General features: G+C 69.2%; 16 protein-coding genes. 9 read left to right on the top strand and 7 right to left on the bottom strand.

What is annotated here, in order from left to right:
- Positions 1 to 19 precede the first annotated feature (19 nt).
- Positions 20 to 739 (top strand): autoinducer binding domain-containing protein, encoded by a 720-nt coding sequence (locus tag LGN19_RS05845; protein ID WP_174960506.1) that lies wholly within the window; start codon positions 20 to 22, stop codon positions 737 to 739.
- Between the two features lie 50 nt (positions 740 to 789).
- Here the strand turns inward: LGN19_RS05845 and LGN19_RS05840 are convergent, their stop codons facing one another.
- The 6 genes from LGN19_RS05840 to LGN19_RS05815 form a co-directional block, all read right to left on the bottom strand.
- Positions 790 to 1,497: an MgtC/SapB family protein gene (locus LGN19_RS05840; protein WP_011354660.1), complete on the bottom strand. Its 708-nt coding sequence runs from the start codon at positions 1,495 to 1,497 to the stop codon at positions 790 to 792.
- Positions 1,498 to 1,802: 305 nt separating this feature from the next.
- Positions 1,803 to 3,347, bottom strand: a complete 1,545-nt coding sequence (locus LGN19_RS05835) for a TolC family protein (protein WP_122947487.1) — start codon at positions 3,345 to 3,347, stop codon at positions 1,803 to 1,805.
- The gene (locus LGN19_RS05830) at positions 3,334 to 5,505 is read right to left on the bottom strand and encodes an FUSC family protein (RefSeq protein ID WP_226213567.1); all 2,172 of its coding nucleotides are present in this window, start codon (positions 5,503 to 5,505) and stop codon (positions 3,334 to 3,336) included. Before LGN19_RS05830 ends, LGN19_RS05835 begins: the two co-directional genes overlap by 14 nt.
- A complete protein-coding gene (gene mdtN / locus LGN19_RS05825) occupies positions 5,486 to 6,535 on the bottom strand; it encodes a multidrug transporter subunit MdtN (protein ID WP_174956318.1) in 1,050 nt (349 codons plus the stop codon). Before mdtN ends, LGN19_RS05830 begins: the two co-directional genes overlap by 20 nt.
- Positions 6,532 to 6,825 (bottom strand): hypothetical protein, encoded by a 294-nt coding sequence (locus LGN19_RS05820; protein ID WP_226213566.1) that lies wholly within the window; start codon positions 6,823 to 6,825, stop codon positions 6,532 to 6,534. The genes mdtN and LGN19_RS05820 overlap by 4 nt, the downstream gene beginning before the upstream one ends.
- A gap of 265 nt (positions 6,826 to 7,090) precedes the next feature.
- The gene (locus LGN19_RS05815) at positions 7,091 to 7,543 is read right to left on the bottom strand and encodes a hypothetical protein (protein WP_226213565.1); all 453 of its coding nucleotides are present in this window, start codon (positions 7,541 to 7,543) and stop codon (positions 7,091 to 7,093) included.
- A gap of 146 nt (positions 7,544 to 7,689) precedes the next feature.
- Between LGN19_RS05815 and LGN19_RS05810 the strand changes: the two genes are divergently transcribed.
- The gene (locus LGN19_RS05810; RefSeq protein WP_226213564.1) at positions 7,690 to 8,838 is read left to right on the top strand and encodes a metallophosphoesterase; all 1,149 of its coding nucleotides are present in this window, start codon (positions 7,690 to 7,692) and stop codon (positions 8,836 to 8,838) included.
- Positions 8,839 to 8,910: 72 nt separating this feature from the next.
- On the opposite strand, the gene LGN19_RS05805 is transcribed toward LGN19_RS05810, so the two are convergent.
- Positions 8,911 to 9,498, bottom strand: coding sequence for a malonic semialdehyde reductase (locus LGN19_RS05805; protein ID WP_122947481.1), 588 nt, complete (start codon positions 9,496 to 9,498; stop codon positions 8,911 to 8,913).
- Between the two features lie 241 nt (positions 9,499 to 9,739).
- On the opposite strand from LGN19_RS05805, the gene LGN19_RS05800 reads away from it, so the two are divergent.
- The 7 genes from LGN19_RS05800 (at position 9,740) to LGN19_RS05770 (ending at position 19,208) form a co-directional block, all read left to right on the top strand.
- A complete protein-coding gene (locus LGN19_RS05800; RefSeq protein ID WP_226213563.1) occupies positions 9,740 to 10,345 on the top strand; it encodes an alpha-ketoglutarate-dependent dioxygenase AlkB family protein in 606 nt (201 codons plus the stop codon).
- A gap of 340 nt (positions 10,346 to 10,685) precedes the next feature.
- Complete coding sequence (locus LGN19_RS05795; RefSeq protein ID WP_122949560.1) at positions 10,686 to 10,892, top strand: hypothetical protein; 207 nt, start codon at positions 10,686 to 10,688, stop codon at positions 10,890 to 10,892.
- A 304-nt stretch (positions 10,893 to 11,196) separates the two neighbouring features.
- On the top strand, positions 11,197 to 11,628 hold the full coding sequence (gene gspI / locus LGN19_RS05790) for a type II secretion system minor pseudopilin GspI (RefSeq protein ID WP_175223330.1): 432 nt from the start codon (positions 11,197 to 11,199) through the stop codon (positions 11,626 to 11,628).
- Entirely contained in the window at positions 11,612 to 12,274 is a 663-nt protein-coding gene (locus LGN19_RS05785) for a type II secretion system protein J (RefSeq protein WP_174956316.1), read from the top strand. Before gspI ends, LGN19_RS05785 begins: the two co-directional genes overlap by 17 nt.
- Before the next feature lie 183 nt (positions 12,275 to 12,457).
- On the top strand, positions 12,458 to 14,686 hold the full coding sequence (locus LGN19_RS05780) for a tetratricopeptide repeat protein (protein WP_226213562.1): 2,229 nt from the start codon (positions 12,458 to 12,460) through the stop codon (positions 14,684 to 14,686).
- 41 nt (positions 14,687 to 14,727) lie between these two features.
- Positions 14,728 to 16,971, top strand: coding sequence for a tetratricopeptide repeat protein (locus LGN19_RS05775; protein WP_226213561.1), 2,244 nt, complete (start codon positions 14,728 to 14,730; stop codon positions 16,969 to 16,971).
- Positions 16,968 to 19,208, top strand: coding sequence for a tetratricopeptide repeat protein (locus LGN19_RS05770; protein ID WP_226213560.1), 2,241 nt, complete (start codon positions 16,968 to 16,970; stop codon positions 19,206 to 19,208). Before LGN19_RS05775 ends, LGN19_RS05770 begins: the two co-directional genes overlap by 4 nt.
- The last annotated feature ends 121 nt before the right edge of the window (positions 19,209 to 19,329 follow it).

Genomic DNA, 19,329 nt, shown 5'->3' with positions numbered 1-19,329 from the left:
TGTCGTTGTCGGAGAATGAATGGAACTGCGCTGGCAGGATGCCTACCAACAATTCAGCGCCGCGGAAGACGAGCAGCAGCTCTTCCAGCGGATCGCCGCCTATTCCAAACGGCTGGGATTCGAATACTGCTGCTACGGCATTCGTGTGCCGTTGCCCGTATCGAAGCCGTCGGTCGCGATCTTCAATACCTATCCGGACGGCTGGATGGCGCACTACCAGGCGCAGAACTACATCGAGATCGATTCGACGGTGCGCGACGGCGCGCTCAGTACCAACATGATCGTCTGGCCGGACGTCGACCGGATCGAACCGTGTCCGCTGTGGCAGGACGCGCGCGATTTCGGGCTGTCGGTGGGGGTCGCGCAGTCGAGCTGGGCGGCCCGCGGCGCGTTCGGCCTGCTGAGCATCGCACGCCATGCCGACCGGCTGACACCGGCGGAAATCAACATGCTGACGCTGCAGACGAACTGGCTCGCGAACCTGTCGCACTCGCTGATGAGCCGCTTCATGGTGCCGAAGCTGGCGCCGGCGGCGGGCGTCACGCTGACCGCGCGCGAGCGCGAGGTGCTGTGCTGGACGGCCGAGGGCAAGACCGCGTGTGAAATCGGCCAGATCCTCAGCATCTCGGAACGGACGGTCAACTTCCACGTCAACAACATCCTCGAGAAGCTGGGTGCGACCAACAAGGTCCAGGCGGTCGTCAAGGCAATCTCGGCCGGGCTGATCGAGACCCCCTGACAGGGCACGAGGGCGGGCGGCGGCTCGGAACGCGGCTGCCGCCAGGCCGCTCACTCCATCATCGGCTCCGCTTCCTTCGCGGTCCAGCTCACGCTGGAAATGCTCTTCTCCATGCTCATCCGGCTCGCGATCTGTTCGAGCTTCTGCTGATCCTTCGGATGCAGCTTCAGGGTCGCGGTCACCTTCAGCCGGTCCGGCTGGTCGGGCACGTCCTCGCTCGTGAGGCTCTGGAACGACAGCGGCTTCGCGTACATCGAGTTGGACAGCAGCGTGCGGATGTGCACTTCGTCGGAGGCCAGGCAGATCACGGTGATCTGGTATTCGCGCACGAGATCGGCGTTTGATACGGGCGTCGCGTTGATCGCCTGGCTGACGCTGCGCAATAGCGTATTGGTCAGCAGCACGACGCCGGTGCCGGCGAGCGCCGGCACGTAATGACCGGAACCGGACAGCACGCCGACGGCGGCCGAGCACCACAGCGTCGCGGCGGTGTTGATGCCCTGGATCGAGCCCTTGTCGCGCATGATCACGCCGCCGCCGAGGAAGCCGACGCCCGACACGACGTAGGCGGCGATCTGCGTGACGCCCGCGACGCCGTTGCCGGTCAGCACGCCGAGCGTGACGAACAGGCACGCGCCGCTCGCGACGAGCGTGATCGTGCGCAGGCCGGCCGTGCGCTGGCGCATCTGGCGTTCGATGCCGATGGCGACGCCGCAGGCGAACGCGGTGAAAAGACGGAGTGCGAAATCGAAAGTCATGGTTGTCCTGCCGTGCAAGGAGCGCGTGCCGTTTCGCGTCGCCGCGGCGCAATGCCGAAGGCGACGCGAAGATAGCCGTCATCGCGCGGTACTGTACCGCGTGAATGCGTCATTCAGTGTGAAACGGTAGGCGTGCGGCTCGCGGAACGCGAGCCGGGCAGGAGAACTGCGTCGGACAGGCGTTCAGGCGGCAAGCGGCGCACGCAACGGAGTGCTGCAACTGTCCACGATGGTTCCTGAAGGAAGAATGGGCGGCATTCTAGTGGGCGGCGAGCGCCTGCGTCAACCGCCGCGCGGCGGTTGCGCTACTGCGCCGAGCCGATCGTCCCCGTCGCGAGCGCGAGTGCGGCAGCGGCCGATAGCGCACCGGCATAGCTGTCGACCTCCGCGTTGCGGGCCGCGAGCAACTGGCTTTGCGCGATCGTCGCATCGGTGACTGAACCGACGCCGTTCCGGTACGCGGTGAGCGCCGCGTCGTAGCTCGTCTGCGCGGCATCGACGAGCGCGTTCGCGGCGTCGTGCGACGCCAGGCTCGTCTGCACCGCGTTCTGCGCAGCGACGACCTGGCGGACGGCTTCCTCCTTGGTTCGCGTGAGGCGCGCGGATGCGCTTTCCGCATCGTTGCGCGCCTGCATCAGCACGGCCGAGCGCAGGCCGCCGTCGTATAGCGGGATCGTCACGCCGAGGAACACGCCGCCGCCGTAGCGGCTGCCGTTCAGATTGACGGTCGGTGCCTGATCGCCGATCGCGGGCAGTGCGGAGATGGACGTTCCGCCGCTCGCGTACGACGTCGACGCGGACAGGAAGATCTTCGGCATGAACGCGGCTTGTGCGGCCTTGATCTTCGCGCGATTGGCCTTTTCAAGCGCGAACGCACCCTGCAGGTCGGGACGGCGCGCGATCGCATCCGACACGATCGCGTCGACCGACGAGCCGAGCGCGGGCGGCAACGGCCGCTTCGGCAGCGCGGCGATGGTCGGCTTCGACAGCGGCGAGATGCCGAGCGCGGAGACGAGGGCGAGGTAGCTGTCGCTCTCCGTGCCGTTCGCCTGCACGAGTGCGAGGTTCGCCTGCGCGCGGTTCTGCGTCGCCTGCGCAAGCTCGACGACCGTGCCGACGCCATGCTTGAGCCGCGCGCGGGAGGCCGCGAGGATCGCGTCGGCGTTCGCGAGGCCCTGCTGGGCGCTGAGGGCGCGCGAGCGTGCGGCTTCGTAGCGGTAGTACGCGACGGTCACGTCGTGGATCACCTGCTGGTGCACGGCCGTGAATGCAACGTTCGACGCGATCGACGCCTGCTCGGCGGCCTCGACACGCGCCGCGCGACCACCGAAATCGAACAGCAGCCATTGCAGCGACAGCGCCGAGATGGTGCCGTGCACGCTGGAGTTGCTCGACGAATCGCCGAGGAACGTCGACGTCGAGCCGTGGTTTGCCTGGTACCCGCCCATGGCCGTCGCGGACAGCTTCGGCAGGTAGGCGGTCTTGGCCAGGCCGACCGCGAGCGCGGCGTTGCGCGCGTCGTTCCACGCGATGCGGGTCAGCGGGTTCGCCGATTCGGCGAGATCGATCAGCTCGGGCAGCGTGTACGCATGCGCGGCATCGAGCGCGGCCGGCGGCGGGACCGACGCGAGCGCCGGCGATGCGGGCAGCGTGTAGTCGTGCGCACCTTGCGCGGACGCGCGCGGCGGGCCCGGCACGATGTCGCCTGCGGCCGACGTTTGCGGCTGCCACGGGCGGTCGGACGCCTCCGGCGCCAGATCGATCGACGACGTCGCGCAGCCGGCCAGCGCGACGGCGGTCGCGAGGGCGGCGGCGGCGATCGAGGCGGCCGGCGGTTCAGGTAGGCGCATGAGGGGCAGACTCCTTCGATGTGGCTTGACGCGCGGCATCGGCGATGTGCGCGAGCCGCGTGTCGATCAGGTTCAGCAGCGCGTCGCGTGCGGGGTCGGTGGGGGCGGTGCCCGGCTGGGTGGCCGCCTGGCTGGCAGGCGGCGCGGGCGAATCCGTTTGGGGCGCGGCTTCGTCGTCGCGCGGTTCGGTCACGCGGGCGAGCTGCTCGCCGATCGCCGCGTCGCCGGGCTTGCGTTCGGCGAGCAGGAACAGTGGCCCTTCGAGCGCGCCGAGTTCCGCGAGCGCGCGCCGTCGCGTGGCGAGCCACGTGGCGGCCGGCCGCACCCAAGACGGTTCGTAGTGGACCAGCCCGAGCTCCTGCGCGATCGCGCCGTGGCGGGCAAACGCTTCAGCAGCGAGGGCGCGCCGCTCGGCCGGCTGTGCGACCTGCACGAGGCGCCGCCACTGGTCGATCAGCGCGGCCAGCCCGACGTCGATCTGCTTGCTGATGCTGACGGGCCAGATGCGCGTGAACACGAGATACACGACCACGTTGCCGAGCAGGATGCCGATCGTGCGATCGCGCGCGATCGTCAGGTCGAAGCCGGGGCCGGCGCCCTGGATCACGCACAGGAAAAACGCGAACGCGATCTGGAAGCCGGCATACGCGATGCGCGGCGAGCCGAACGCGACCCATGCGGCGAGCCACCCGCCGGCGAACACCAGCGCCATCAGGTGGCCGACCGACGACAGTGACGGCACGACGAAGACGAGTGCCGCGGTGCCGAGCAGTGCGCCGACGATGCAGCCGAGAATCCGCAGCGTGAGCTTCTCGACCGTCTCGGCCGTCGAGCCGAGCGACACGATGTAGCAGGTGACCACGCACGTATGGATGCCCGACCAGTCGAGCTGCGAATACAGCAGGTAGCAGAAGATCGCGGCGGCGGTCGTCTTCAGCGCGTAACGGATATGGTCGGGATTGGTGCGCGCGTCGGGCAGGAAGAAGCCGCCGCGCGGTGCGGGGGGCGGGGCGGCTGCAGGCGCATCTTGTGCAGTTGCCGAAGCTGCCGAAGCTGCCGAAGCTGCCGAAGCTGCCGAAGCTGCCGAAGCTGCCGAAGCTGCCGAAGCTGCCGAAGCTGCCGAAGCTGCCGAAGCTGCCGAAGCTGCCGAAGCTGCCGAAGCTGCCGAAGCGACATTGGCCGTTGCGGCCGGTTCCGCGAAGTGCGTGATCGCCGCATGGAGATCCGTCGCGGCGACGCGCGCGAGCGGCGGCAGCGCATCGGTCGGCGGCAGCGCGAGCGTCACGTCGACCGGGTAGCCGCCTCGTTCCAGGATGTCGACCATCTCGTCGAGCGTCGCGGCGATCGGTGCGGCGACCGCATCGGGCAGCCGCGCGTCCGGTTCGCGATCGGCCAGCGCGACGCCGACCAGCAGTGCGGTGCTCGATGCCACGGCCTGCCGCAATGCCGCGAAATCGGCGGCGGACGACGAGCCTTCGAGTTTCGACAGCTTGAGCCATGTGAGCAGCTGCTTGTCGCCTTCGTGCAGGCTGGCATCGAATGCATCGCGCGCCGTATCGTCGCCGCGCAGCCGTTGTGCGGCCAGCCGCAGGCGCTTCGCGAGCTGCGCGTGCACGAGCTTGCGCGGCGACGGCGCGATCAGCAGGTTGACGACGATCGCGACGCCGACCGGGATCGCGATCGTCAGCCAGATGTACAGCAGCGCGCGTGTCGCGGCTTCGCCGAAGGGGGCGAGGCCGAGCTGGTCGAGCCCGAAGCCGACGATCATCGCGAGGATCGCGCCGACCGGGCGCAGCTTGCTGGCCGACGTCAGGTACAGGAGGCCGACCGACAGCACGGCCATGCACGCGACCCGCAGGATCGAATAGTCGATGCTGAAGATCGCGACGCCGAGCACGAGCCCGATCACGATCGTGACGATCAGCAGCAGCGCGGCCGCGAGCACGATGCTCGTCACGCGATCGGCACGGATCATGAAGAACACGACGTACGCGGCCAGCGCGGCCTCGGGCGTGCCGTAGGCGGCCGTCACGAGTGCGGTCAGCGCGCAGATCAGCGCGACCCGCACGGCAATCGACGCGCGCCCCGGAAACGGCGCGAGCAGTCGCAGGACTTCGCGCGGGCCCGGCGAGCGAACCTCAGCGGCAGGCAGTGCCATGCCGGACCTCGACGATCGCGCTGGCGCCGACGCGCACGAGCTTGCCGTCGGGTTCGTCGAGCTTCACGCGCACGGGGAAGCGCTGCGAGACGTGCACCCAGTTCACCGAACGCTGCACGATCGGCAGTGTGCGCGGCAGGTTGATGCGGTCGCTGTCCGCAATGCCCGCGCCGATGCCGACGACCTTGCCCGTCAGCGGGCGGCTGCGGTCGATCATCGAATAGACAGTTGCGCAGTCGCCGACCTCGATGCGACTCAGCGACGTCTCGCGGAAGTTGCCGACGGCGAACCATTCGCTCGCGTCGATCAGCGTGAAGATCGACTGGTTCGGCGCAAGGGTTTCGCCGGCGAGTACCGTCAGCCCAGTGACGAGGCCGTTGTGCGGCGCGCGCACGACGGTGTCGTCGAGCGCGTGCTGCGCGCGAGCCAGCGCGGCCTCGCGTGCATGCAGTGTCGCGATCGCATCGGCCTCGTCGCCGATCGTCTGCGCGGACGCGCGCTGTTGTTCCTGCGCCTGCGTGAGCGACACGGCCGCGTCGCGCTGGCGGACCTTCGCCTGGTCGAACTGCTGCGCGCTGACGTAGCCCTGCGCGGCGAGCGGCGCGAGCCGGTTCACGTCGCGCATCGCAAGGTCGTGGTTCTGCGTTGCGCGCTTGACCTGTTCGGCGGCCACGGCCGCGTTCGAGCGTTCGCCGATCAGCGAACGGCGGCGCGTGTCGAGCGATGCACGCGCGAGCTCGAGGTCGGCCTGCGCCTGCGCAACCGTCAGCCGGTACGGCACGGGATCGATGACATACAGCAGGTCGCCCTTCGCGACGCGCTGGTTTTCATGCACCGCGAGCTGCACGATGCGGCCGCCGACCGGCGACGCGACGTGCACGACGTCCGCGTCGATCGACGCGTCGTCGGTGGACGGGTAGGCCGTCGTGCGGTAGTACGCGTACACGAGTGCCGCGATACCGAGCGCGACGATCGCCAGTGCGATCACGCGGCCTTTGGCGGAGGGGCGGGCGGTGCCGGCGGCCTTCATGCGAACGGCCCCGTGCCGGTGAGCCAGACGATCACGGCGACCACGAGCCCGATCGCGGTGCAGACGGCAAGCTGGTAGGGCACCGTGGCGGCCCAGCCGGTCGCGACGAATACGCGGTGCGCGACGATCGCGCCGACGACGCCGATGATCGCGCTGACAAGCCAAAGCGGGAAATACGCGCCGAACAGGTCGTACGATGGTGCGCCGCGCGATGCGCAGCCCGCGAGCGGCAGGGCGGGCGCCAGGACGGCGGCGACGCGCAAGGGCGCGCGCGGCGTTGTTTTTCTCATGGTGTGACGAGCTCGACGTTGGGGGTGGATGCCGGGCGCGGCGCAATGCGAATCGTCGCCGCGACGACGATTCCGGGATACGGAGCCGATAATAAATCAGTGCGATGCGGATCGCCAGCCATCCGCCCTGCGCACCATGGGGGGGCGTTGCCGGGCGGGGGGCGAGTCCACACGTCCGGCATTGCGTTTCGGCAACCGGGACCGGATCGCCGCGATTCTGCCAGTGCAGGCTCGCGTAGGGTTGCTAACGGACTGTAAAGGATCGTCAGACGAACGAAGGGTCACCGAATTTGCCGTGTCGACGGGACGGAATCGGCGCGGAAGCGGGCGATTGCCGTTCCAACGCACGGGAATTCAATCGGTTCCGGTTCGGCCGGCCGGGGGGCGATGTTGACGGGCAGGTCGCCGGGATTGCGTGCGAAGCGTCGCAGCGCGGCGCGCTTCGCCGATGCAGACCGGCAGCGGGCGTGCGGCCCGGGTCGTTTGCGAGGGCGGCGACGCGCAGCGCCATCGGCGCCGCATGGCGGCGTGCTGCGAGTTCGGGCAAGACGCGGTCGTTCGCGTCGATCGTGTTGCAGGCAGTGTCGACGTGGCTGACCTGGATGGGCGAGCGCAGCATGCGCTGCATGTTGCGAGCGGGGCGCTTCAGGAGGTCGTCGAGCGCGCTCGCTTCGGGCCGCCGGACGAAGCCGCGGTCGAGTGCTGCGGCGAACGGCATCGAAGCCAGGCCGGCGACCGGTCGCCGTTGCCGCGATCTGTGTACCATCGTACGGATGGTGCGCCGCGCGGCACGAAGCCTCACGGTCTCGTGCGACACGCGGCGCGGAAGCGGTAAAGCGGTATCGCAACGAAGGTGAGCGTTCCATGCGAAGTTTCTTTGTCCGGTTCATTGCAATCGGCGTGCTGTTCCATCTGTACGTCGGGATACGGATCATTCCCGACGCGTTCGCGTCGCCGGTCGCGCGCACGATTGCGGCGCTCGTGCTGGCGAGCTTCGTCGTGCTGATCCCGGTCGGCATGTTCTCGCGCCGCTTCGACGAAGGCTGGGCCGCGACGCTGGCCGGCTGGGCCGGCTCGCTCGTGATGGGCTTCTTCTCGTCGCTGCTCCTGCTGACATTCCTCCGCGAATTCGTGCTGCTCGGCGTGGTCGGATGGCGGCATCTCGGGCACGACGGCGCGTGGCCCGGCGCGGCGACCGACACGGCGCTCGGCGTGCTGGCCGGCGCGGTGTTCGTCACCGTGGTCGGGTTCGTCGGTGCGCGCCGCACGGCGGCGGTCAAGCACGTGTCGATCCCGGTCGCAGGGTTGCCGGCCGGGCTCGACGGGCTGACGATCGTGCAACTGTCCGACATCCACGTCGGGCCGACGATCCAGCGGCCCTATGTCGAACGGATCGTGCGCGCGGTCAATGCGCTCGATGCCGACCTCGTCGTCGTGACGGGCGACGTGGTCGACGGCTCGGTCAAGCGCCTGCGCGAGCACACGGCGCCGCTCGGCCGCATGCAGTCGCGGCACGGCAGCTTCCTGGTGACGGGCAACCACGAGTATTACGCGGGCGCGCATGCGTGGATCGACGAATTCCGGCGCATCGGGCTGACGGTGCTGCTCAACGAGCACGTGCTGATCGAGCATGATGGCGCGCGCGCAGTGCTCGCGGGTGTAACCGATTTCACGGCAGGCGGGTTCGATCCCGCTCATCGCAGCGATCCCGCGCAGGCGCTGGCGGGCGCGCCGCGCGACGTCGGCACGAAGATCCTGCTCGCGCACCAGCCGCGTAGCGCGGATGCGGCGAATCGCGCCGGTTTTACCGTGCAGTTGTCGGGGCACACGCACGGCGGCCAGTTCCTGCCGTGGCCGCCGTTCGTGCGGCTGCAGCAGCCGGTGATCGGCGGGCTCAGCCGCTTCGGCGATCTGTGGCTCTATACGAGCCGCGGCACCGGATACTGGGGCCCGCCGAACCGCTTCGGCGTGCCGTCCGAGATCACGATGATCCGGCTGACGCGCGGCGGGTAGGGCACGTTCCCCGTCTGGAAAAAGGCCGGTGCAAGCGCGTCATCGACGGGAACAGGCCCTGGCCAGCGGCCGTTACTCGATGCGGGCGATCTCGTCGAAGTCGAAGCGCGGGCTGCGCGGGAACAGGCCGGCCGGATCGCCGTAGCCGAGATTCACGAGGAAGTTGCTCCTGATCGCGGTGCCCGCGAAGAACGCGGCATCGACCTTCGCGCCGTCGAAGCCGGACATCGGGCCCGCGTCGAGGCCGAGTGCACGCGCGGCCAGGATCAGGTAGGCACCCTGCAGCGACGAATTGCGGAACGCGGTGGCCTCGATCAGCGCATCGTTGCCGGCGAACCAGCTGCGTGCGTCGGCGTGCGGGAACAGGCGCGGCAGGTGCTCGTGGAATGCCATGTCCATGCCGACGATCACGGTGACGGGCGCGGCCATCGTCTTCGCGAGATTGCCTGCGGACAGCGCGGGCTTCAGGCGCGCCTTCGCTTCGGGCGACTTGACGAACACGAAGCGCGCGGGGCTCGCGTTTGCCGACGTCGGGCCGAATTTCGCCAGGTCGATCAGCCGGTGCAGCAGCGCGTCGTCGACGGGCTTGTCCTGCCACGCGTTGTGCGTGCGCGCGGTGAGAAACAGTTGATCGAGGGCGGAGTCGGACAGCGTCGTCATGATGGGATCCGGAAAGAAAGCGGCCGGATCGCGCCGGCCGGCATGGCGGAGGAGAGAAGGCGGCGCCCGTCGGCAGGGCGGGCCACGACACGCCGCGATGATAGCGTGATGCACGAACGCGCATCGCCGGGCGCGGCGGCTTCCTTTCATCCGCGAATGACAGCGCATGGCGGTGTGCGACGCCGTTGGCTAGTATGCAGGCATGCACTGTTCGCTCCGTTCATCGCCCGTTTCTCCCCATATGTCGACGCCCGATCTCTTCGCTGACACGCCCGCCCCCGACGTGGACTGGTACCCGGACTGGCTGGCGCCGACCGATGCCGATCGCGCGCTGGCCGCGCTGATCGGCGAGGTCGCGTGGCAGCAGGACACGATCCGCACGCCGCGCGGACGCATTCCGTTGCCGCGGCTCACCGCATGGCAGGGCGAGCCGGATGCCGTCTACGTGTATTCGGGGATCCGCAACGTGCCGGCGCCGTGGACGCCGGCCGTACTCGACCTGAAGCGCGCGGTCGAGGCGACGTGTGGCGCGCGTTTCAACAGCGTGCTGCTCAATCGCTACCGCAACGGGCAGGACAGCCTCGGCTGGCATGCGGACAACGAGCCCGAGCTGGGCGATGCGCCGGTGATCGCGTCGGTGAGCCTCGGTGCGATGCGCGTGTTCGACCTTCGCCATCGCAAGACCGGCGTCACGCATGCGTATCGCCTCGGGCATGGCAGCCTGCTCGTGATGCGCGGACGCACGCAGGCCGAATGGCAGCATCGCGTGCCGAAGGCGCCGGGCGTGCAGGGCGAGCGCGTGAACCTGACGTTCCGGCGCGTGATGCCGGCCGGTACGGGCCGGTAACCACCGTCGTCGCCGTGGTGCCCGGAGCGTCGGGCGAATCGCGCCCCGTTTTTGCGATTCACGGGTGACCGATGCAGGCAAGCGGCCGCCCGTGCGGCACGTTGCCGCACGAACGCGAAACTGCGCGCACTGAAACCGCGCTGAAGCCCGTCCCATAAGGGTTTCAGGAAAATTTCATCGACCGCCCGGTTCCGATAGATGAGTGAAACCTCTGATGGTGCGTCGCAACAATCTTTGACTAGACTGTCCAATGGCAGAAACGCGTCGCATCCCGACGCGATCCTTTCGACATGCCCCACGCGTTGCCGATACGGTGCGCAAGGGGGCAGGAGCAAAACGCGTGACCGTATTCGACCCTTCCTTCGAACCCTCGCTGCACGTCTTTGAACAAGACGGCGGATGGCAATGGGCGCTGACGGTGAGGCGGGCGACCGGCGTCGGCGTGAAAGTCGTTGCGTTCAGCCGGGACGGCTTTCGCGGCGAAGCCGAGGCCTATGCCGCTGGCCAGCTTGCCCGCGCCGAGTATGACGCCGCCGTGACGGCCTGACGCCGTCGCGGCGATCCCGCCCGAGGATCGTCTTCATTTCTTGCCGCCCGCGCGCCGGGTGGTTTTTCCCGATCGTTTTCAGTTTTCCGTCGCCTGTCGCGCTTCGCGCGACAGCGCGTGCGGCGTGCTTGCGCGCCCGTCCGCCTGAGCTCGCCGTACCAAATGGTCCGTACCATTCGACACGTGTGTGCCATACGTCGCGCTTAACGTCCTCGCACGGCGTCCGTCGCGCCGGCGATGCGGCCTCGCGCCGCGGTTTGCACGCCGGACGCCGGACGACGACCCATCGACAAGAATGCAGGTCATGTGCGACGACAGAACCGACTACAACCGCCATGCGCGCGACGGATCGCGCACGGCGCGGGCGCCGGAACGGGGATTCACGCTGATCGAGGTGCTGATCGCGCTGGCGATCGTCGCGGTGGCGCTCGGCGCCGTGATGCGCGCGATCGGCGCGCTCGCGTCGGATACCGACATGGCGCGCATGCGCCTGCTCGCGTTATGGAGCGCCGACAACGCGCTCGGCGAGATCCGCATCGCATCGACGTGGCCGTCCGTCGGCACGAACACGTTTGCATGCCCGCAGGGCCGCTACCGGTTCGTGTGCCGCCAGTCGGTGGCCGCGTTGCCGAGCCCGCTCGTGCGTCGCGTGACGGTGAGCGTGTATCCGTCCGCGTCGAGCCGCAACGTGCTCGCCGAAGTCGTCACGGTGATCCAGAATGAAGCGCGCCGCTGACCCGCGCGCGGCGGCGCGTGCCCGCGGCTTTACGCTGATCGAGATGCTGGTCGCGATTACCCTGCTCGCGGTGATCGCGCTGCTGTCGTGGCGCGGCCTCGATGCAACGATCCGTGGCCGCGACGATATCGCGTCGAATCTGGCGCAAACGCGTCTGCTCGGCCGCTACTTCTCTCAATTGCAGTTCGACCTGACGAACCTCGTGACGCCCGACGAAGTGTTCGGGCCGCCGCTGCGCATCCACCCGGGCGAACTCGTGATGGTGCGCCATCTCGGGGTCGGCGGCGGGCCGACGCAGATGCAGGTCGTGCGCTACCAGCTTAACGGGCGCGAGCTCGTGCGCAGCGCGTCGCAGCCGCTCGCGTCGCTCGCCGAGGTCGACGACGCGCTGCATCACATGGATGCGTTCGCGCGCGTGGTGGTCAGCAATGATGCGCGCTCGATGCAGCTTTCCGTGTGGATTCCGCCCGGCGGATGGACGACGAGCCAGGCTGCCATCGAACAGTCCTATGCGCAGTTTCTCGCGCAGCACGGGATCAGCAACTCGACGTCGATCGGCGTGCCGGTGCCGCGCGGGGTTCGCTTCTCGGTCACGATGGGTGCGCCGGCGGTCGAATACGTGCGGACGATCCCGATCGGCCAGTGAGCGCGCGATGGCGTCCTGCGCACGCGGCCACGCCCCGAAAGCCGTTCCGTCCCCCGGGCAAAATGGTCCGTAACTTTCGTCATACGTCTGTTATTGGCCGTCCGTTAGTCTCGTCACGAGCATGACCGACGCGACCGGTTCCATCGACCGGCTCAGCGGCGGCATCGGCAAACGGGAAGGGGGGTGAACGTGACGGTCGAGCACCGGCATGATGCACACGCGCTCGCGTCGGGACACGATGCGCGCGGACAATGGCAATCGGCGGCGATTCTGGGCCGCGCACAAAACTGGCACAGCGCCGGACGTTTTGGCGAAGCGGCGCGCGACTATCTCGCGGTGCTCGCGAAGGAACCCGATCATCCGCAGGCGCTGCACCTGTACGGCGTACTGCAATTCCAGTGCGGTGACGCCGATCAGGCCGAAGCGCTGCTGCGCCAGTCGATCGCGATCGCGCCGGACGTGCGCGCGCTGTCGGATCTCGGCGCGATCGTCGGCGAACGCGGTCGCGTCGACGAAGCCCTCGGCCATTTCGCGTCCGCGCTGCAAGCGGCACCCGACGACGTGCAGACGCTCGTGCGCCGCGGCAACACGTTGATCGGCCTGCGCCGCTACGACGACGCGCTCGCGTCGTTCGATCGTGCACTGGCGGTGTCGCCGCTGGTGCTCGACGCGCTCTGCAATCGTGGCGGCGCGCTGCGCGCGCTCGGCCGCCTCGACGACGCACTCGACACCTACGACCGCGCACTGATGGTCGATCCGCAATCGTTCGAATCGTGGTTCAACCGCGGCATCGTGCTGCGCGCGTTGCGGCGCGCGGCCGATGCGCTGCATTGCTTCGATCGCGCGAACGCGATCCGGCCAGGCATCGCCGCGATCATGATCGAGCGCGGCCGTACGCTCGCCGAACTCGACCGTCTGAACGAAGCGCTGGCCGCCTTCAACGACGCGCTCGCGGCCGATCCCGAGCGGCTCGACGCGCTCTGCGACAGTGCGGCCGTGCTCGAACGGCTCGGTCGCGCAGACGAAGCGCTTGCGCGTTGCGAGCGGGTGCTGGCGCTCGATCCGGATCATGTCCGCGCACTCGCGGGCCGCGGCAATGCGCTGCTGCAGCTCGAGCGCTACGACGACGCACTCGACAGCTACGAACGGGCCCTTGCCATCGATCCGCGCTCGGCCGATACGCTGTGCAACCGCGGCACCGTGCTGCGCGACCTGCAGCGCTTCGACGCGGCACTCGCCAGCTACGATGCCGCGCTGGCGCTCGACGAGCGTTTCGCAGAAGCGTGGACGAACCGCGGCAATGTGCTGCGGGACCTGCATCGCTACGACGAAGCGATCGCGTCGGTCGATCGTGCGCTCGCGCTGCGCCCCGACCTTGCGACCCACTGGCTGGCCCGCGGCAACCTGCTTGCCGAGACGGGGAAGGTGGATGACGCATTCACCGCCTACGATCGCGCGCTCGCGCTGCAACCCGACTTCGCCGCCGCACACTGCGCGCGTGGTGCGCTGCACCTGATGGAAGGCGATTTCACGCATGGCTGGCGCGGGTACGAATGGCGGCTGCGCGATACGCAGCTCGCGCAGCATGCACGGCCGTTCACGCAGCCGGTGTGGCGCGGTGACGAACCGCTCGACGGGAAGACGATCCTGATCCATGCGGAGCCGGGCATCGACGACACGCTGCAGTTCTGCCGTTATGTCCCGCTCGTCGTCGCACGCGGCGCACGCGTGGTGCTCGAAGTACCGCCGGCGTTGCGCGCGCTGATGGCGTCGCTCACCGGCGAAGCCCTCGTGATCGCGCGCGGCGAACCGCTGCCGGCCTTCGACTGCCACGTGCCGCTGCCGAGCCTGCCGCATGCGTTTCGCACCGACGCGGACACCATTCCACGCACCGCCGCGTACCTGCATGCGGACCCGCAGCGCACGCGCCAGTGGGGCACGCTGCTCGGCGAACGCCGCAGGCTGCGCGTCGGGCTCGCCTGGGCGGGCGATTCGGCACGACGGAATGCCGCCGGCCGGTCGATCGATTTCGCGCGACTCGCGCCGCTGTTCGATCTCGATGTCGACTGGATCAGCCTGCAGAAACCGCTGGACGAACGCGCCGCCGTGCGGCTGGCGGATGCGCAGGTACGCCGCGTCGACGACGAACTCGGCGATTTCGCGGACCGGGCCGCATTGATCGGCGCGCTGGATCTCGTGATTGCGGCCGATTCAGCGGTCGCCCATTTGGCCGGTGCGCTGGGCGCGCGCGTCTGGGTGCTGCTGCCCGACCCGCCGGCGTGGCGCTGGATGCGCACGCGTGACGACAGCCCGTGGTATCCGTCCGCGCGGCTGTTTCGCCAGCCGGCACCCGGCAACTGGGCCGAAGCGATCGACGCGGTGCGTGCCGCGCTCGAACCGATGACACGTTAGACACGACACGCGATACGAACAGCGACAGTGGGGGCCACACGATGACACCGAACGGGGAAGGGACGACATTGGCGAGCGCGACGGTCGCGCCGGAGCGCCGTCCGCCCGACACCATGCAGCTCGAACGGCTGCTCGTGCGCGCACGCAAGGCGCATCACGAGGGCGCGCTGCAGCACGCGGAGAATGCCTATGCCGAGCTGCTGGCGCTCGATCCCGAGCATCCGGAGGCGCTGCACCTGCTCGGCGCGGTGCGTTTCCAGCAAGGGCGGCTCGACGATGCCGAGCCGCTGATGCGGCGCTCGGTCGAGCGCCAGCCGGTGCCGCTCGCGCTCGCGAACTACTCGGCGGTGCTGGCCGGGCTCGGGCGCGAGCACGATGCGCTCGCGCGGCTCGACGAGGCGCTCGCGATCAATCCCGTGCACCAGCGCGTGCTGTTCCAGCGGGCCGGGCTGCTCGCGCAACTCGCGCGGTACGACGAAGCACGCGCGGTCTACGATCGATTGCTCGAACTGACGCCCGGGTTCGCCGACGGCTACGTGAAACGCAGCGACATGCTGCGCGCGCTCGGGCGCTTCGACGGCGCACTTACCGATTGCGACCGGGCGATTGCGCTCGCCGGCCGGACGTTCGATGCAATGCGCGCACGCGGGCTTGCACTGCGTGAACTCGGCCGCTTTCGCGACGCGGCAGACAGCTATGGCCACGCGCTCGCGCTGCGGCCGGGTAGCGTCGGCGTGCTGTTCCAGCGCGGTGTCGCGTATCTCGACCTGCACGATCCTGAACACGCGCTGGCGGATTTCAATGCGGCGATCGCGGCGAGCCCCACGTTCGTCGATGCGATCTTCAACAGCTCGATCGCGCTCGAACAGCTTGGCCGGCACGACGAAGCGCTGATGCGTTGCGATCGTGCGCTCGCGATCGACCCGCGCCACGCACGCTCGCTCGCCAATCGCGGCAATGCGGCGAGCCACCTCGGCCGCTTCGCGGATGCGGTCGACAGCTATGCCCGCGCACTCGAGGTCGAGCCGGGCAGCACGGGCGTGCTGTGCAACTACGCAAGCGCGCTGATGCAGGTGGCGCGTCATGACGATGCGCACGCCATGTGCGACCGCGCGCTGGCCATCGATCCGCACTATGCGCCCGCATCGTTCACGCGTGCACGTGTCCGGCTCGAAACGCATCGCTACGACGACGCGCTCGACGATCTCGCCTGCGTGATCGCCGCGACGCCGCGCGACAAGCTCGCGCACTTCCATCGCGGCAGTGCGTTACGCGCGCTGCGGCGGCACGAGGATGCGCTGCGCGCGTATGCGCAAGCGATCGACATCGATCCCGACTATGCGCACGCGCACTGCATGCGCGCGTTCCTGTGCCTGTCGATCGGCGATTTCGAGGCTGGCTGGGCCGAATACGAATGGCGCTGGCGCGACAGCCAGCTCGACGGCAGCCGGCGCGACTTCGCGCAGCCGCGCTGGACGCACGGGATGCCGCTCGACGGGCAGACGATCCTGCTGTATCCGGAGCAGGGGCTCGGCGACACGCTGCAGTTCAGCCGCTACGTGCCGCTCGTGAAGGCGCTCGGCGCGCGCGTCGTGGTCGAGGCGCCCGTCGAGCTGAAGGCGCTGTTCGCGACACTGGATGGGGTCGACGTGCTCGTTGCGCGCGGCGATCCGCTGCCGCCGTTCGATCTGCATTGCCCTTTGCTGAGTCTGCCACTCGAATTCCGCACCGACCTGTCGTCGATCCCGGCGGGCGGGCCGTACCTGCGCGCCGATCCTGCGCGGGTCGAGCACTGGCGCGCGCGGCTGGGTGCGACCGACCGGCCGCGCATCGGGCTCGTGTGGTCCGGCAACCCGCTGCACCTGAACGACCGCAACCGCTCGATCACGCTCGCCGACCTGGTGCCGCTGCTCGACGACCGTTTCGAATGGATCAGCCTGCAGAAAGTGATCCGCGACGAAGATCGTCCGGTGCTCGATGCGAGCCCGATCCGCTTCGTCGGCGACGAACTGACGGATTTTGCGGAAACGGCCGCGCTGACCGAGGCGATGGACGCGGTGATCAGCGTCGATACGTCGGTTGCGCACCTGGCCGGTGCGCTCGGCCGGCCGCTCGCGGTCATGCTGCCGCACACGCCGGACTTCCGCTGGCTGCTCGATCGCGACGACAGCCCGTGGTATCCGGGCGCGCGACTGTTCCGCCAGCCGGAAGGCGGGCAGTGGGCGCCGGTCGTCGAGCGGCTTCGCGACGCGTTGCCGGCGCTGGTGGCGGGAGCGTCGCGATGAGCACGGCGCAGGCACCGGCGTTAGGCGCGGGTGCCGCGCCGCTGCGGGCCGCGGTCGACGATGCGCTGCGCAATGCGCGCCTGAAACTCGAGCAACACGACTTCGCCGGGGCGGGGCGGCTCTACGAGGGCGTGCTGGCGATGATGCCCGACCACGTCGAGGCGTTGCATCTGCTCGGGTGCGCGCACCTTCTGCGCGGTGAGCCGGCGCGTGCGGAGCCGCTGATTGCGCGTTCGATGCAGCTTGGGCTGAACCAGCCGTGGAACTTCGCAAATCATGCCGCGGCGTTGACCGGCGCGGGCCGTCATCGTGAAGCGCTCGATGCCGCCGCGCAGGCGCTCGCGCGCGATCCCAGCCATGCGTCGGCATACGCGGCGCGCGGCGACGCGCTGCATGCGCTCGGCCGGCATGGTGAAGCGGTTGGCGCCTATGACCTTGCGCTGACGCGCGAGCCGGGACGCGCGGTGTCGTGGGTCCGGCGCGGCGAGGCATTGCGCGCGATCGGCCGGCCCGCCGACGCATTGATCAGCATCGAGCGCGCGCTGCGCATCGATCCGGACGATCCAGCGGCACTTGCCGAACGCGGCCACGCATTGCGCGCGCTCGGTCGCGGCGAAGAGGCGCTGCATTGCTTCCAGCTCGCGATGGTGGTGCGCGGCAAGACACCCGATCTCGTCTACGCGTGCGGCTATACGCTGATCGAGCTGGGGCGACCGGCCGAAGCGCTGGGGTGTCTCGACGAAGCGCTCGCGCGGATGCCGGACGACATGCAACTGCTGTTCGTGAGTTGTGTCGCGCTCGACCTGCTGCATTTGCGCGACGAACTGCTGAAGCGCAGCGACCGGCTGCTGGCGCGCGACCGCGACAACGTCGGCGCGTGGGTCGGCCGCGGCAACGCGCTGCTCGGGCTGCGGCGGCACGAGGAAGCCGCGCATGCATACGGCGAAGCCCTCGCGCGCTCGCCAGCGGATTTCGATGCGCTGCGCAACCGGGCCGGCGCGCTGCGGGCGTTCGGTGCGTTCGACGAAGCGCTCGCGCATTACGATCGTGCGCTCGAAGCACGCGGTCCGCACGCGGAAGTGCTGTGCAATCGCGCGATCGCGCTGCAACTGCTCGGCCGCTACGACGATGCGCTCGCGAGTTACGCGGCGGCCGCCGGTGCGCCGGGCCGCACGGCGCAGGAGATCTATACGCGCGCGGTCGCCCGGCAACAGCTCGGCGACCATGAAGCCGCGCTCGTCGATTTCGCGCTGGCGTGCGGGCGCGACCCGAATCACGGCGTCGCGCGCCGGTCCGAGGCGTTCTGCCGCCTGGTGCTGGGCGACTTCGACGCCGGCTGGCGGCAGCACGAAGCGCGCTGGGATGCTGCCGACGTGACGCTGCACCGGCGTCATGCGGACCGTCCGCAATGGACGGGCGACGACCCGCTCGCGGGCCGCACGCTGCTGCTGCATGCGGAGCAAGGCTTCGGCGACACGCTGCAGTTCTGCCGCTACGCGAGCCTCGCGCACGCGCGCGGCGCGACCGTGCTGATCGACGCGCCGGCGCCATTGGCCGAGCTGCTGGGCACGCTGAGCGGCGTGAGCGGCGTCGTCGCCGACGGGGAGCCGGCACCGACGTTCGATTTCCATTGCCCGATGATGAGCCTCCCGTTCGCGTTCCGGACGACGCTGGATACGGTGCCGTCCGACGTGCCGTACCTGCATGCCGACCCGCAACGGCGTGCCGCATGGATCGAACGGCTCGACACGGTCGCCCGGCCGCAACGATTGCGCGTGGGGCTCGCGTGGTCGGGCAATCCGAATCATGCGAACGACGAGAACCGGTCGATGACGTTCGCCGCGCTCGCGCCGCTCGTCGCGCTCGATGCGACGTTCGTGAGCCTGCAGGTCGAGGTGCGCCCGCGTGACGCCGAAGCTTTCGAGGCAAGCGGCGTGCTGTCGTTCGAGGCCGAGCTGAAGGATTTCGCGGAAACGGCCGCGCTCGTCGACACGCTGGATCTGGTGATCGCCGTCGATACGTCGGTCGTGCACCTGGCCGGCGCGCTCGGGCGCCCCGTGTGGGTGATGCTGCCGCGCGTGCCGGATTGGCGCTGGCTGCTCGAACGCGACGACAGCCCGTGGTACCCGAGCGCGACGCTGTTCCGGCAGGGGCTGCCCGGCGACTGGCCTGCGCTGGTCGAACGTGTGGCGGAGGCCCTCGCGGCCCGCATCCGCACGCACCGCGCAACCGCGTGACCGGCCGACTGTGACAAAAGCTACGGACCTTTCGCATGCGGCCCGAATGATCCGTAACACCCGCCACGCCGCTGCCATCGGGCCTTCGTATGTTCTTGTGATTCCAGCGGCCGGGTTCGAT

This window comes from Burkholderia sp. AU30198 (assembly GCF_020419825.1).
Lineage (GTDB): Bacteria > Pseudomonadota > Gammaproteobacteria > Burkholderiales > Burkholderiaceae > Burkholderia.
The sequence above is the reverse complement of the archived record's forward strand: the minus strand, read 5'-3'. Positions and strand labels throughout refer to the sequence as shown.